The sequence below is a fragment of the Citrobacter freundii complex sp. 2024EL-00216 genome (assembly GCF_043945515.1).
GTDB lineage: Bacteria > Pseudomonadota > Gammaproteobacteria > Enterobacterales > Enterobacteriaceae > Citrobacter > Citrobacter portucalensis.
Genome location: NZ_JBIMRA010000012.1, coordinates 113167 through 127639, shown reverse-complemented (window position 1 = coordinate 127639; position 14473 = coordinate 113167). Strand labels below are relative to the sequence as shown.

12 protein-coding genes are annotated in these 14473 nt (G+C 48.2%); all 12 read left to right on the top strand.

The annotated features are described in order from the left end of the window. The first annotated feature begins 47 nt into the window (after positions 1-47). On the top strand, positions 48-1418 hold the full coding sequence (cpsG, locus tag ACHHZ7_RS16825) for a colanic acid biosynthesis phosphomannomutase CpsG (protein WP_060683575.1): 1371 nt from the start codon (positions 48-50) through the stop codon (positions 1416-1418). Positions 1419-1472: 54 nt separating this feature from the next. Next, positions 1473-2867, top strand: coding sequence for an undecaprenyl-phosphate glucose phosphotransferase (gene wcaJ, locus ACHHZ7_RS16820; RefSeq protein WP_060683576.1), 1395 nt, complete (start codon positions 1473-1475; stop codon positions 2865-2867). Position 2868: 1 nt separating this feature from the next. Further along, positions 2869-4347: a colanic acid undecaprenyl disphosphate flippase WzxC gene (wzxC, locus tag ACHHZ7_RS16815; protein WP_060683577.1), complete on the top strand. Its 1479-nt coding sequence runs from the start codon at positions 2869-2871 to the stop codon at positions 4345-4347. Positions 4348-4370: 23 nt separating this feature from the next. After that, positions 4371-5651, top strand: coding sequence for a colanic acid biosynthesis pyruvyl transferase WcaK (gene wcaK / locus ACHHZ7_RS16810; RefSeq protein ID WP_060683578.1), 1281 nt, complete (start codon positions 4371-4373; stop codon positions 5649-5651). After that, complete coding sequence (gene wcaL, locus ACHHZ7_RS16805) at positions 5648-6868, top strand: colanic acid biosynthesis glycosyltransferase WcaL (protein ID WP_060683579.1); 1221 nt, start codon at positions 5648-5650, stop codon at positions 6866-6868. Before wcaK ends, wcaL begins: the two co-directional genes overlap by 4 nt. Positions 6869-6879: 11 nt before the next feature. Continuing rightward, entirely contained in the window at positions 6880-8274 is a 1395-nt protein-coding gene (gene wcaM, locus ACHHZ7_RS16800; protein WP_060683580.1) for a colanic acid biosynthesis protein WcaM, read from the top strand. A gap of 165 nt (positions 8275-8439) precedes the next feature. Then, a complete protein-coding gene (galF, locus tag ACHHZ7_RS16795; protein ID WP_060683581.1) occupies positions 8440-9333 on the top strand; it encodes a GalU regulator GalF in 894 nt (297 codons plus the stop codon). 370 nt (positions 9334-9703) lie between these two features. Then, complete coding sequence (gene rfbB / locus ACHHZ7_RS16790) at positions 9704-10789, top strand: dTDP-glucose 4,6-dehydratase (RefSeq protein WP_060683582.1); 1086 nt, start codon at positions 9704-9706, stop codon at positions 10787-10789. Then, on the top strand, positions 10789-11688 hold the full coding sequence (gene rfbD / locus ACHHZ7_RS16785; RefSeq protein WP_060683583.1) for a dTDP-4-dehydrorhamnose reductase: 900 nt from the start codon (positions 10789-10791) through the stop codon (positions 11686-11688). The genes rfbB and rfbD overlap by 1 nt, the downstream gene beginning before the upstream one ends. 51 nt (positions 11689-11739) lie before the next feature. Continuing rightward, entirely contained in the window at positions 11740-12618 is an 879-nt protein-coding gene (gene rfbA, locus ACHHZ7_RS16780; RefSeq protein ID WP_060683584.1) for a glucose-1-phosphate thymidylyltransferase RfbA, read from the top strand. Position 12619: 1 nt separating this feature from the next. Next, on the top strand, positions 12620-13165 hold the full coding sequence (gene rfbC, locus ACHHZ7_RS16775; protein ID WP_060683585.1) for a dTDP-4-dehydrorhamnose 3,5-epimerase: 546 nt from the start codon (positions 12620-12622) through the stop codon (positions 13163-13165). A gap of 30 nt (positions 13166-13195) precedes the next feature. Then, positions 13196-14470: a Vi polysaccharide biosynthesis UDP-N-acetylglucosamine C-6 dehydrogenase TviB gene (gene tviB, locus ACHHZ7_RS16770; RefSeq protein ID WP_060683586.1), complete on the top strand. Its 1275-nt coding sequence runs from the start codon at positions 13196-13198 to the stop codon at positions 14468-14470. Positions 14471-14473 lie beyond the last annotated feature (3 nt).

The following is a 14473-nucleotide window of genomic DNA, read 5'->3' as shown; positions in this document are numbered from 1 at the left end:
GGCTCATTAAGAGTCAGGGCCTCCTGTTGCCTGAAGAAGGGTAAATCATGACGAAATTAACCTGTTTCAAAGCCTACGATATTCGCGGCAGGCTGGGCGAAGAACTGAATGAAGATATTGCGTGGCGTATTGGCCGCGCTTACGGCGAGTTCCTGAAGCCAAAAACCATTGTCCTCGGCGGCGATGTGCGCCTGACCAGTGAGACGCTGAAGCTGGCGCTGGCGAAAGGACTGCAGGATGCGGGGGTGGATGTGCTGGATATTGGCATGTCGGGCACCGAAGAGATTTACTTCGCGACCTTCCACCTGGGCATTGACGGCGGTATTGAAGTGACCGCCAGCCATAATCCGATGGATTACAACGGCATGAAGCTGGTGCGGGAAGGGGCACGGCCTATCAGCGGAGATACCGGTCTGCGCGACGTGCAGCGCCTGGCGGAAGCCAATGACTTCCCGACGGTTGATGAGACAAAACGTGGCCGCTACCAGCGCATTACTACCCGTGATGCCTACATTGACCACCTGCTGGGTTACATCAATCCCGCCAAACTGAAACCGATGAAGCTGGTACTCAATTCCGGCAACGGCGCGGCAGGTCCGGTGGTTGACGCCATTGAAGCCCGTTTTAAGGCGCTGGGCGTGCCGGTCGAGTTCATCAAAATTCACAACACGCCGGATGGCAACTTCCCCAACGGTATTCCCAATCCTCTGCTGCCGGAATGCCGGGCCGACACGCGCCATGCAGTGATTGAACACGGCGCGGATATGGGGATTGCCTTCGACGGTGATTTTGACCGCTGCTTCCTGTTTGATGAAAAAGGTCAGTTCATTGAGGGTTACTACATTGTCGGCCTGCTGGCGGAAGCGTTTCTGGAGAAGAATCCGGGGGCGAAAATTATCCACGACCCACGCCTGTCCTGGAACACCGTGGATGTGGTGACGGCGGCAGGTGGTAAACCGGTGATGTCAAAAACCGGGCACGCGTTTATCAAAGAGCGGATGCGCCACGAAGATGCCATTTATGGTGGCGAAATGAGCGCGCACCACTATTTCCGCGATTTTGCCTATTGCGACAGCGGAATGATCCCGTGGCTGCTGGTGGCGGAGCTGCTGTGTCTGAAAGGACAGTCGCTGGGCGAACTGGTCCGCGACCGGATGGTGGCCTACCCGGCGAGCGGAGAAATAAACAGTACGCTGGCAGAGCCGACGGCAGCGATTGCGCGCGTGGAGCAGCATTTTTCCCGTGAGGCGTTGTCGGTGGACAGAACGGACGGAATCAGCATGTCGTTTGTCGACTGGCGCTTCAATTTACGCTCTTCCAATACCGAACCGGTGGTGCGCCTGAACGTGGAATCGCGCGGAGATATTCCGTTGATGGAAGCGCGAACGCGCACTCTTCTGGCGTTACTGAATCAGTAATGCTGGTGCTTCCTTTGCCCGATTCTGGGCAAAGGGTGACTAACAGGAACCACGATGACACATCTAAAGAAGCGCGAGCGCGCCAAAACCAATGCGTCGTTAATTTCGATGGTGCAACGCTTTTCAGATATCACCATCATGTTTGGCGGGTTGTGGGTAATCTGCGAATTAAGCGGTTTGCCTTTCCTGTACATGCACCTGCTGGTGGCGCTGATCACGCTGGTCGTTTTTCAGATGCTCGGTGGCATAACGGATTTTTATCGCTCCTGGCGCGGTGTCAAAATTTCCACTGAGCTGGTGCTGTTGCTGCAAAACTGGACGCTGAGTCTGATTTTTTGCGCAGGTCTGATCGCCTTTAATAACGATTTTGATAACCGTCTCGCCGTCTGGCTGGCGTGGTATCTGCTATCCAGCGTTGGCCTGGTGTTGAGCCGTTCGTTTATTCGCTACGGCGCGGGATGGTTGCGTAATCGCGGGTATAACACTCGCCGGGTGGCGGTGGCAGGGGACCTGCCCGCCGGACAAATGCTATTGGACAGCTTTCGCCATGAACCGTGGCTGGGATTTGAAGTAGCAGGTGTCTATCACGATCCTATCCCTGGAAAAAACTCCCGCGACTGGGCCGGTAATCTGAAACAGCTGGTGGATGACGCCAAAGCCTCACGTATTCATAACGTTTATATCGCCATGTCGATGAGCGATGGCGCCAGCGTCAAAAAACTGGTTCGTGAGCTGGCCGACACCACCTGTTCGGTGATCCTTATTCCTGATGTCTTTACCTTCAACATTCTGCATTCACGGATTGAAGAGATGAATGGCGTTCCGGTGGTGCCGCTGTATGACACGCCGCTCTCGGGGATTAATCGCCTGTTGAAACGCGCGGAAGATATCGTGCTGGCTTCACTGATCCTGCTGCTTATTTCTCCGGTGCTGTGTGGCATAGCGCTACTGGTAAAACTGACCTCCAAAGGACCGGTGATTTTCCGCCAGACTCGCTATGGCATGGACGGAAAACCAATCAAAGTCTGGAAGTTTCGCTCAATGAAAGTGATGGAAAACGACGCGGTGGTGACGCAGGCGACGCAAAACGATCCGCGCGTAACTCCTGTGGGTAATTTCCTGCGCCGGACGTCGCTCGATGAACTACCGCAGTTTATTAACGTGCTGACCGGGGGAATGTCTATCGTCGGGCCACGTCCGCATGCGGTAGCGCATAACGAACAGTACCGCCAGCTGATCGAGGGGTACATGTTACGCCATAAGGTGAAACCGGGTATTACCGGCTGGGCGCAAATCAACGGCTGGCGCGGTGAAACCGATACGCTGGAAAAAATGGAAAAACGTGTGGAATTTGACCTCGAATACATTCGCGAGTGGAGCGTGTGGTTCGATATCAAAATTGTTTTTCTGACGGTATTCAAAGGCTTTGTCAACAAAGCGGCGTATTAACATGAGTTTACGAGAAAAAACGCTGAACGGCGCAAAGTGGTCGGCGATTGCCACTGTGATCATCATTGGTCTGGGTCTTATCCAGATGACCGTACTGGCACGGATTATTGATAACCACCAGTTCGGGTTGTTAACCGTGGCGCTGGTGATCATCGCGCTGGCCGATACGTTGTCTGACTTTGGTATCGCCAACTCAATTATTCAGCGCAAAGAGATTGGCTATCTTGAGCTGACCACGCTGTACTGGCTCAACGTGGGGTTGGGTATCGTGGTATGCGTAGCGATGTTTCTGCTGAGCGAGACGATTGCCAGCGTACTTAATAACCCAGAACTGGCACCGCTCATCAAAACGTTATCACTGGCGTTTGTGGTGATACCACACGGGCAGCAGTTTCGCGCGCTGATGCAAAAAGAGCTGGCCTTCAACAAAATTGGCATGATTGAAACCAGTTCGGTACTGGCCGGTTTTACCTTTACCGTAGTCAGCGCCCATTTCTGGCCGCTCGCACTGACGGCCATTCTCGGGTATCTGGTAAACAGTACGCTACGTACGCTGCTGTTCGGCTATTTTGGTCGCCGGATTTACCGTCCGGGGCTGCATTTTTCGCTGGCATCCGTTTCGTCGAATCTGCGTTTTGGTGCGTGGCTGACGGCAGACAGTATCATCAATTACATCAATACCAACCTTTCCACGCTGGTTTTGGCCCGCACGTTGGGAGCTGGCGTGGCGGGTGGATTCAATCTTGCCTGGAATGTGGCGGTTGTCCCCCCGATCAAACTGAACCCGATTATCACCCGCGTGCTGTTTCCGGCGTTTGCCAAAATCCAGGACGACAGTGAAAAGCTACGGGTGAATTTTTACAAGCTGCTGTCGGTGGTCGGGATTATCAACTTCCCGACGCTGCTGGGACTGATGGTGGTGTCGAATAACGTGGTGCCGCTGGTATTCGGCGAGAAGTGGAACGGCATTATCCCCATCCTGCAACTGCTGTGCATTGTTGGGCTGCTGCGCTCGGTGGGGAATCCAATCGGTTCACTGCTGATGGCGAAAGCGCGGGTCGATATCAGCTTTAAATTCAATGTGTTCAAAACCTTTCTGTTTATTCCAGCCATTTTCATCGGTGGGCATCTGGCCGGGGCGATTGGCGTGACGCTGGGCTTTTTGCTGGTCCAGGTGATTAACACAGTCCTCAGCTATTTCGTGATGATTAAACCTGTTCTTGGCTCCAGCTACCGCCAGTACATGCTCAGTCTTTGGCTGCCGTTGTATCTCTCCTTGCCAACCCTTGTAGTGAGCTATGCGCTGGGCGTAATGCTGCATGGCCAGCTGTCGTTGGGGGTGTTGTTGGGGAGCCAGATAGCCGCAGGGGCGTTGGCGTTTGCGCTAATGATAGTGCTGTCGCGTCATCCGCTGGTGGTGGAAATAAAACGCCAGCTCTGTCGCAGTGAAAAAATGAAAACCTTGCTCCGTGCAGGATAAGAACCACGCTTTAAGAGGTCATAATGAAACTATTAATTTTGGGCAACCATACCTGCGGGAACCGAGGGGATAGCGCGATCCTGCGCGGTTTGCTGGATGCCATTAACGCGTTGCGTCCCGAGACTGAAGTGGATGTTATGAGCCGTTACCCGGTGAGCTCCTCATGGTTGCTGAACCGCCCGGTGATGGGCGATCCGCTGTATTTGCAGATGAGACAACACAACAATGCAGTGGGTGTTATGGGGCGCGTGAAGAAAGTGCTGCGTCGTCGCTATCAGCACCAGGTACTGCTCTCGCGTGTTACCGACTCCGGAAATCTGCGCAATATCGCTATCGCCCAGGGCTTTACCGATTTTGTTCGTTTGTTGTCGCGCTATGACGCCATCATCCAGGTCGGCGGATCGTTCTTTGTCGATCTGTATGGTGTGCCGCAGTTTGAACATGCGTTGTGTTCGTTTATGGCGAAAAAACCGCTGTACATGATTGGTCATAGCGTGGGGCCATTCCAGGATGAGCAGTTTAATCAACTGGCGAACTACGTGTTTGGCCACTGTAATGCATTGATTTTACGTGAATCTGTCAGTCTGGATCTGATGAAGCGCAGCGCAATTACCACGGATAAAGTCGAAACAGGCGTAGATACGGCCTGGCTGGTCGACAATCATCATGAGGATTTTGAGCCGGGTTATGCGGTACAGCACTGGTTAGACATGGCGGCTAAACAGAAGACCGTTGCCATTACATTGCGCGAGCTGGCGCCTTTTGATAAGCGTCTGGGGACAACGCAGCAGGCCTATGAGCAAGCTTTTGCCGGGGTAGTGAACCGCATACTCGATGAAGGTTACCAGGTGATTGCACTGTCAACATGCACCGGTATTGATAGTTACAACAAAGATGACCGCATGGTGGCGTTAAATCTTCGCCAGTATGTTAACGACCCGGCCCGATATCACGTGGTGATGGATGAACTTAACGATCTGGAGATGGGGAAGATTTTGGGGGCATGCGATCTGACGGTGGGCACTCGCTTGCACTCGGCCATCATCTCGATGAATTTTATGACGCCAGCCATCGCCATTAACTACGAGCATAAATCGGCAGGGATCATGCAACAGTTGGGGTTGCCGGAGATGGCTGTCGATATTCGTCATCTGCTCGATGGCAGTCTGGAAGGAAAGGTCGCCGATACCCTCGGACAGTTACCTGATCTGAACATACGACTTGGGGACGCTGTGACACGCGAACGCGAACGCGGGGTACGCATGGTGCAGTCGGTTTTAACGCGTATTGAGGGGGAAAAATGAAGATTGGTTTTTTCCTGCTTAAATTTCCGCTCTCTTCTGAGACCTTTGTACTCAATCAGATAACCGCATTTATCGATATGGGCTACGACGTGGAGATTGTCGCTTTGCAGAAGGGCGATCTTGAAAATACGCATGCCTCATTTAATACCTATCGGCTGGGTGAAAAAACGCGCTGGTTGCTGAATGAACCGGAAAGCAAACTGGCGAAGCTGAAATATAGGGCGGCGGCGGCTCTGCACGGTCTCACCCGCGCAGCGACCTGGAAAGCGCTTAATGTTGCACGCTATGGCGAGGAAGCGCGCAATCTGATTTTGGCGGCCATTTGCGGTGGGAATCCGCGGGCGTTTGAAGCGGATGTCTTTATTGCTCATTTTGGGCCAGCAGGCGTAACGGCCGCCAAGCTGCGTGAACTTGGGATGATCCGCGGAAAAATCGCTACGGTATTTCACGGCGTCGATGTTTCGCATCGGGATGTGCTTACCCGCTATACCCCTGAGTATCAGCAGCTGTTTCAACGTGGAGATTTGATGTTACCCATCAGCAATCTCTGGGCCGGACGTTTAAAAAACATGGGATGCCCGCCGCATAAAATCGCGGTTTCGCGTATGGGTATCGACATGACGCGTTTTACCCCTCGCCAACTGAAAGCACCAGCTGCACCGCTGGAAATTATCTCTGTCGCCCGGTTAACCGAGAAAAAAGGACTGCACGTCGCCATCGAAGCCTGCCGACAGTTAAAAGAGCAGGGCGTCTCATTTCGTTATCGCATCCTGGGTATCGGTCCTTGGGAGCGTCGTTTACGCACACTGATCGAGCAATATCAACTCGATGACGTGATTGAGATGCCCGGCTTTAAGCCCAGCCATCAGGTGAAGGAGATGCTTGAGCAGGCGGATGTATTTTTGCTGCCGTCGATTACCGGAAGAGACGGCGATATGGAGGGGATCCCGGTGGCGCTGATGGAGGCGATGGCGGTGGGTATTCCGGTGATTTCTACCGTTCACAGTGGGATCCCGGAGCTGGTCGAGTCGGGCAAGTCCGGCTGGCTGGCACCGGAAAACGATGCGCAGGCACTGGCAGAGAGATTAGCGGCATTTAGCCTACTCGACAGTGAGCAGGTACAGCCGATTGTGCAGTGTGCGCGCGAAAAAATTGAAACTGAATTTAATCAGTTAGCGATCAATAAACAGTTAGCCAGTCTGCTGCAAACGATGTAAATCGAGGTTGTATGTCAGAGAACAAACTCTCACGCCGTACTTTTCTGACGGCAGGCTCTGCGCTTGTCGTACTGCATTCTCCCGTTGTCCGGGCGCTTGAATCATCGGACAGTGTTAACATTCAGGATTACAAGCCAAAGGATTGGGTTGCTTCTTTCCGGCAGGCGTTCAAAGAAGGACAAACGGTAGTCGTACCAAATGGACTTGAATGTAAGGATCTCAATACCGCTATCGTTATTCCTCCAGGCAAAACGCTACACCTGCAAGGCAGAATCAGCGGCAATGGCCGTGGTCGCTTTGTTCTGCAGGATGGATGTAAGGTAGTGGGTGAGCAAGGCGGGAGCCTGAGGAATGTTACCCTCGATGTGCGCGGTTCGGACTGCGTGATAAAAGGGATTGCCATGAGTGGTTTCGGGCCAGTGACACAAGTCTATATCGGCGGCAAAACACCGAGGCTGATGCGCAATCTGGTTATCGATGATATTACCGTCACGCGCGCTAACTATGGGATCCTGCGTCAGGGCTTTCATAACCGGATGGATGGCGTAAAGATTACAAACTGCCGTTTTAGCGATCTACAGGGAGATGCCATTGAGTGGAATGTGGCGATCAACGACAGCAACATCCTCATTTCTGACCATGTCATTGAACGTATTAACTGTACCAATGGCAACGTGAATTGGGGCATCGGCATCGGACTGGCGGGCAGTACCTATGACAATTCCTATCCCGATGAACTGGCGGTAAAAAACTTTGTGGTGGCGAATATCACCGGTAGCGACTGTCGACAGCTAGTGCATGTGGAGAACGGCAAACACTTTATTATTCGTAATATTACTGCGCGAAACATCACTCCAGATTATAGTAAGAAAGCGGGTATTGATAATGCTACGGTCGCTATTTATGGCTGTGATAATTTCGTGATTGATAATATCAATATGGAAAATAGCGCAGGCATACTCATTGGCTACGGTGTTATTAAAGGACGATATTTATCCATTCCGCAGAACTTTAAGTTAAATAATATCCATCTGGATAACACGAAACTTGAATATAAATTACGCGGCATTCAGATCTCATCAGGTAATGCAACGTCGTTCGTGGCCATCACCAACGTGGAGATGAAGCGAGCCACACTTGAATTGCACAACAAACCGCAGCACCTTTTTTTACGTAACATCAAGGTGATGCAGCAATCCGCAGCAGGACCCGCGCTCAAGATGCACTTCGATCTGCGCAAGGACGTACGCGGCAAGTTTATGGCTAAGCAGGGCACCTTGTTATCACTGGCGAATGTCCATGCGGTAAACGAAAGCGGGCAAAGTTCAGTTGACATTGACCGGGTAAACCATCAGGTGGTGAATGTCGAAGCGGTGAATTTTCGACTGCCGGGGGAGGGCTGGTAACTTTGCGACCATTCCTGGCTCAAGTTGTACATACTTGAGCTTAAGATTACTGCATTCTACAGATAAGCGGCGTAACATACGCGGCATCGGAGTAATGTAATTCATACTGGCTAAAACAAGCTAAAAAGCTATAATTCAGCAACAATTGAATAGGTGAATGACTTAATGATTAATTTGAAAGCAGTTATTCCGGTAGCAGGTCTGGGGATGCACATGTTGCCTGCCACGAAGGCAATCCCTAAAGAGATGCTGCCGATCGTAGACAAGCCGATGATTCAATACATTGTCGACGAAATTGTAGCTGCCGGTATCAAAGAAATCGTTCTGGTGACTCATGCGTCTAAGAACGCCGTTGAGAACCACTTCGACACCTCTTACGAACTCGAATCACTCCTTGAGCAGCGTGTTAAGCGCCAACTATTAGCCGAGGTGCAGTCTATTTGTCCTCCCGGCGTGACTATTATGAACGTTCGCCAGGCACAGCTGCTGGGTCTGGGCCATTCCATTCTTTGTGCTCGCCCAATTGTTGGGGATAATCCGTTTGTCGTGGTATTACCTGACGTTGTTCTGGATAATGCGACTGCAGATCCCCTGCGCTACAACCTGGCTGCCATGGTTGCTCGTTTTAACGAAACCGGGCGCAGTCAGGTGCTGGCAAAACGCATGGAGGGGGATCTGTCTGAATACTCTGTTATTCAAACCAAAGAGGCTTTGGACAACGAAGGTAAAGTCAGCCGTATCGTTGAGTTCATCGAAAAACCGGATCAGCCGCAAACACTGGATTCCGATCTGATGGCCGTAGGACGCTATGTGCTTTCTGCTGATATCTGGGCAGAACTGGAAAAAACTGAACCAGGTGCCTGGGGACGTATTCAGTTAACAGATGCCATTGCAGAGCTGGCTAAAAAACAGTCTGTTGATGCCATGCTGATGACGGGCGACAGCTACGACTGTGGTAAAAAGATGGGCTACATGCAGGCATTCGTTAAGTATGGGCTGCGTAATCTGAAAGAAGGTCCGAAGTTCCGTAAGAGCATCGAGAAGCTACTGAGCGAATAGAGATTTACAGGTCTTTGTGACGGTAAGCCAGAAAAATAGCGGCAGCTAACATCCAAGCTTCTATGCTTTAGCAATGGAATGTTACTGTCGTTTTTTTATGAAAAATGACCAATAACAACAAGTTAACCTACCAAGTTTAATCATGGCTTTGTCAGATTTTTTCTTGTTTCTGGTAGCATTTGGTAAGACAATTAGCGTTTGAGTTTTAGATATATTTGCGATAGCTGGCGGGGCTGGTTACATCTTTGGCATTTTGCTAGTGCACTGGTAGCTTTTAAGCCTGGGGCGGTAGCGTGTGTAATATCTAGATGAATGCATTGTATACCAGCATTTTAATAGTAGTTATATAAACGATATTCGGAATTAAAACGTGAAAATACTAGTTACTGGTGGGGCGGGTTTCATTGGATCAGCAGTAGTTCGTCATATTATTAAAAATACTCAGGATACCGTTGTTAATGTCGATAAACTGACCTATGCCGGTAATCTTGAGTCCCTTGCCGAAGTCAGCGAAAGTCATCGCTACTATTTCGAACATGCGGATATCTGTGATAAACCGGCAATGGAACGTATTTTTGCCACTCATCAACCGGATGTGGTGATGCATCTGGCAGCTGAAAGTCATGTTGATCGCTCTATTACAGGGCCAGCAGCTTTTATCGAAACGAATATCGTCGGTACCTATGTACTGCTGGAAGCTGCTCGTGGCTACTGGAACGAGCTGGATGCAGATAAAAAACAGGTGTTTCGTTTCCATCATATATCCACGGATGAAGTATACGGCGATTTGCCACATCCGGACGAAGTGGCCGTCGGTAGCGTGTTGCCTCTGTTCACCGAAAAGACGGCTTATGCGCCGAGTAGCCCGTATTCTGCTTCAAAGGCATCCAGCGATCACCTGGTTCGCGCGTGGTTACGTACCTATGGTTTCCCAACGATTGTCACCAACTGTTCCAATAACTACGGGCCATATCACTTCCCTGAAAAACTAATCCCGCTGGTGATTCTGAATGCGCTGGAAGGTAAAGCATTGCCAATTTATGGCAAAGGCGACCAGATTCGCGACTGGCTTTATGTCGAAGATCACGCCCGAGCGTTGTACACCGTAGTGACCCAGGGGATTGTAGGTGAAACATACAATATCGGTGGCCATAACGAGAAGAAAAACCTGGACGTTGTCCATACTATCTGCAATTTGCTGGATGAGATTGTGCCTAAAGAGGGCTCTTACCGCGAGCAAATCACATATGTCGCGGATCGCCCTGGGCATGACCGTCGCTACGCGATTGATGCTGAGAAAATCAGCCGTGAACTGGGCTGGAAGCCGCAGGAAACCTTTGAAAGTGGGATCCGTAAAACTGTTGAGTGGTACCTGGCCAATACAACATGGGTGGATAACGTAAAAAGCGGTGCCTATAAAACCTGGATCGAACAGAATTATGGGGACCGTAGCTAATGAATATCCTGCTGTTTGGCAAAACAGGTCAGGTAGGCTGGGAACTCCAGCGTGCGCTGGCGCCATTAGGTAATCTGATTGCGTTAGATGTACATTCGACTGACTATTGTGGTGACTTTAGTAATCCACAAGGTGTGGCAGACACCGTACGCCGTATCCGGCCTGACGTTATCGTCAACGCGGCTGCCCATACGGCTGTAGATAAGGCTGAGTCCGAAGTTGAATTTGCCCGGTTGCTTAATGCGACCAGCGTGGAGGCGATTGCCAGGGCTGCCGCAGAAATCGGGGCGTGGGTGGTGCATTACTCCACGGACTATGTTTTTCCTGGCACCGGCGAAACACCATGGCGCGAAACGGACGCTACAGCGCCGCTTAATGTCTACGGTGAAACCAAACTGGCGGGAGAAAAGGCGCTTCAGACGCACTGCGCCAACCATTTGATTTTCAGAACCAGCTGGGTGTATGCAGGTAAAGGCAATAATTTTGCGAAAACGATGCTGAAACTGGCAAAAGAGCGAGCAGAGCTTTCGGTGATTAACGACCAGTTTGGTGCGCCAACCGGGGCTGAACTTCTTGCGGACTGTACGGCACATGCTATCCGTGTTGCGATGAACAAACCCGACGTGGCTGGACTCTATCACCTGGTTGCGGGTGGAACCACGACCTGGCATGACTATGCTGCCCTAGTGTTCGACGAAGCCCGTAAAGCAGGAAATGAATTGGCATTAACCCATTTAAATGCGGTGCCAACCAGTGCGTATCCTACACCTGCACGCCGCCCAACAAATTCTCGCCTGAATACTGATAAATTCCAGAATAACTTTGATCTGGTATTACCGCACTGGGACGTTGGTGTAAAACGTATGCTGAATGAGTTGTTCACGACAACGGCGATCTGAATTTATTTTAATGCCCTTTGACGGGCATTTTGTACACAAAGAGATGATGAAATGAAAACGCGTAAAGGGATTATTTTAGCTGGCGGCTCAGGAACACGTCTTTATCCTGTCACTATGGCTGTAAGCAAGCAACTGCTGCCGATCTATGATAAACCAATGATCTATTATCCGCTGTCCACGCTGATGTTAGCTGGGATTCGTGACATTCTGATAATTAGTACTCCACAGGATACCCCTCGATTTGAACAGTTACTGGGTGACGGTAGCCAGTGGGGACTAAATCTACAATATAAAGTTCAACCGACACCGGATGGCCTTGCTCAGGCATTTATTATTGGTGAAGAGTTTATCGGTAATGATGATTGTGCTTTAGTGCTTGGTGATAATATTTTTTACGGTCATGACCTGCCTAAATTAATGGATACAGCTGTTAATCAAGAAAGCGGCGCAACCGTATTTGCATACCATGTCAATGACCCTGAACGCTACGGAGTTGTTGAATTCGATAAGAATGGAACTGCTATTAGCCTGGAAGAAAAACCACTTGAACCAAAAAGTAATTATGCGGTGACAGGGCTGTATTTCTATGACAACGATGTTGTTGAAATGGCAAAGAACTTAAACCCTTCAGCACGTGGCGAGTTGGAAATCACAGACATTAACCGAATTTACATGGAGCAGGAGCGGTTATCTGTTGCAATGATGGGACGTGGTTATGCGTGGCTTGATACAGGTACACATCAAAGCCTAATTGAAGCAAGCAACTTTATTGCGACAATTGAAGAACGTCAGGGTTTAAAAGTTTCCTGTCCAGAAGAGATAGCATATCGTAAGGGGTTTATTGACGCGGAGCAGGTTAAAAAATTATCTATTCCATTGTCAAAAAATGCTTATGGACAGTATTTGATTAAGATGATTAAGGGCTATTAATATGAATGTTATCAAGACTGATATTCCTGATTTGCTGATTTTCGAACCTAAAGTATTTGGTGATGAACGTGGTTTTTTCATGGAGAGCTTTAACCAGAAGATATTTGAAGAGGTTGTTGGACGTAAGATCGAATTTGTGCAGGATAACCATTCTAAATCTGAGAAAGGCGTGCTACGGGGACTGCATTATCAACTACCACCTTTTTCCCAAGGAAAATTAGTTCGCTGTATCGTAGGAGAAGTCTTTGATGTCGCTGTGGATATCCGTAGAGATTCTGAAACATATGGTAAGTGGGTTGGCATAACTCTTTCAGCTGAAAATAAAAAGCAATTATGGATACCTGAAGGATTTGCCCACGGGTTTTATGTTTTGAGTGAAACAGCTGAGTTCGTTTATAAAACGACTAATTACTATCATTCCCTATCAGAACGAGGGATAATTTGGAATGATAAGAATATAAATATAAACTGGCCGATTGCCGGGGATATACTTCTTTCCGAAAAAGATATGAATCATGGTTTATTTGTTGAAGCATCCAATGTCTGATATTAGAGTTTATAATTAGAGAGATAAAAAATGAAACTAGAAAATATAAATATTGGTATAGTCGGTTTAGGTTATGTCGGCTTGCCGCTTGCAGTAGAATTCGGGAAGAATTTTGAAACAATAGGCTTTGACATAAAGAAAACAAGAGTTGAAGAGCTAAGAAATAATATTGATACAACATTGGAATGTTCAAGTGATGAACTTCAGTTGGCTAAACAATTACAATTCACAAATAACATTGAAGATATTAAAAAATGCAATGTTTATATTGTGACTGTGCCAACTCCTATAGATAAATTCAAACGACCTGATCTATCACCATTAATCAATGCCTCAAAAACAATAGGTTCGATATTGAATAAAGGCGATGTTGTTATATATGAGTCAACAGTATATCCTGGAGCAACTGAAGAAGATTGTGTTCCTGTATTAGAAGCGCAATCAGGAATGGTTTTTAATAAGGATTTTTTTGTTGGATATAGTCCGGAAAGAATTAATCCTGGTGATAAAGAACATCGTGTTACCACGATAAGAAAAGTTACATCTGGTTCAACTGCTGAAATTGCCAAATTTGTAGATTCTATTTATGCAACTATAATCAAAGCTGGAACTTATAAAGCAAGCTCAATAAAAGTAGCAGAGGCGGCTAAAGTAATTGAGAATACTCAAAGGGATTTAAATATTGCACTGATTAATGAGTTGGCCATTATATTTAATAAGTTAAATATTGATACGGAAGAGGTACTAAAAGCTGCTGGTACTAAATGGAACTTTTTGCCATTCAGACCAGGGCTTGTAGGTGGGCATTGCATTGGAGTAGATCCATATTATCTAACACATAAGGCTCAGTCTATCGGATATAATCCTGAAGTTATATTATCAGGAAGACGAATTAATGATGCTATGGGTGAATATGTAGCATCACAGTTAGTAAAAATGATGATAAAAAAGAGAATTAAAATTGATTGTGCTGATGTATTGATTATGGGGATGGCATTCAAGGAGAATTGCCCTGACTTGAGAAATACAAAAGTAATAGATATTATAAACTCTCTAAAAGATTATAATATCAATGCAGATATTTATGATCCTTGGGTTTCACCAGATGAAGCAGAGCAAGAATATGGGGTGGATATTGTTACTAATATCCCTGATAAAAAATATGATGCTATTTTATTTGCTGTTGCTCATGATGAATTTAAAAAAATGACGACGGATGAAATCCTATTTTTAACAAAGACTACCCATGTTATATACGATCTGAAGTACATAATAGAGGCTCATTTGGTAACTGAACGCTTATAATAA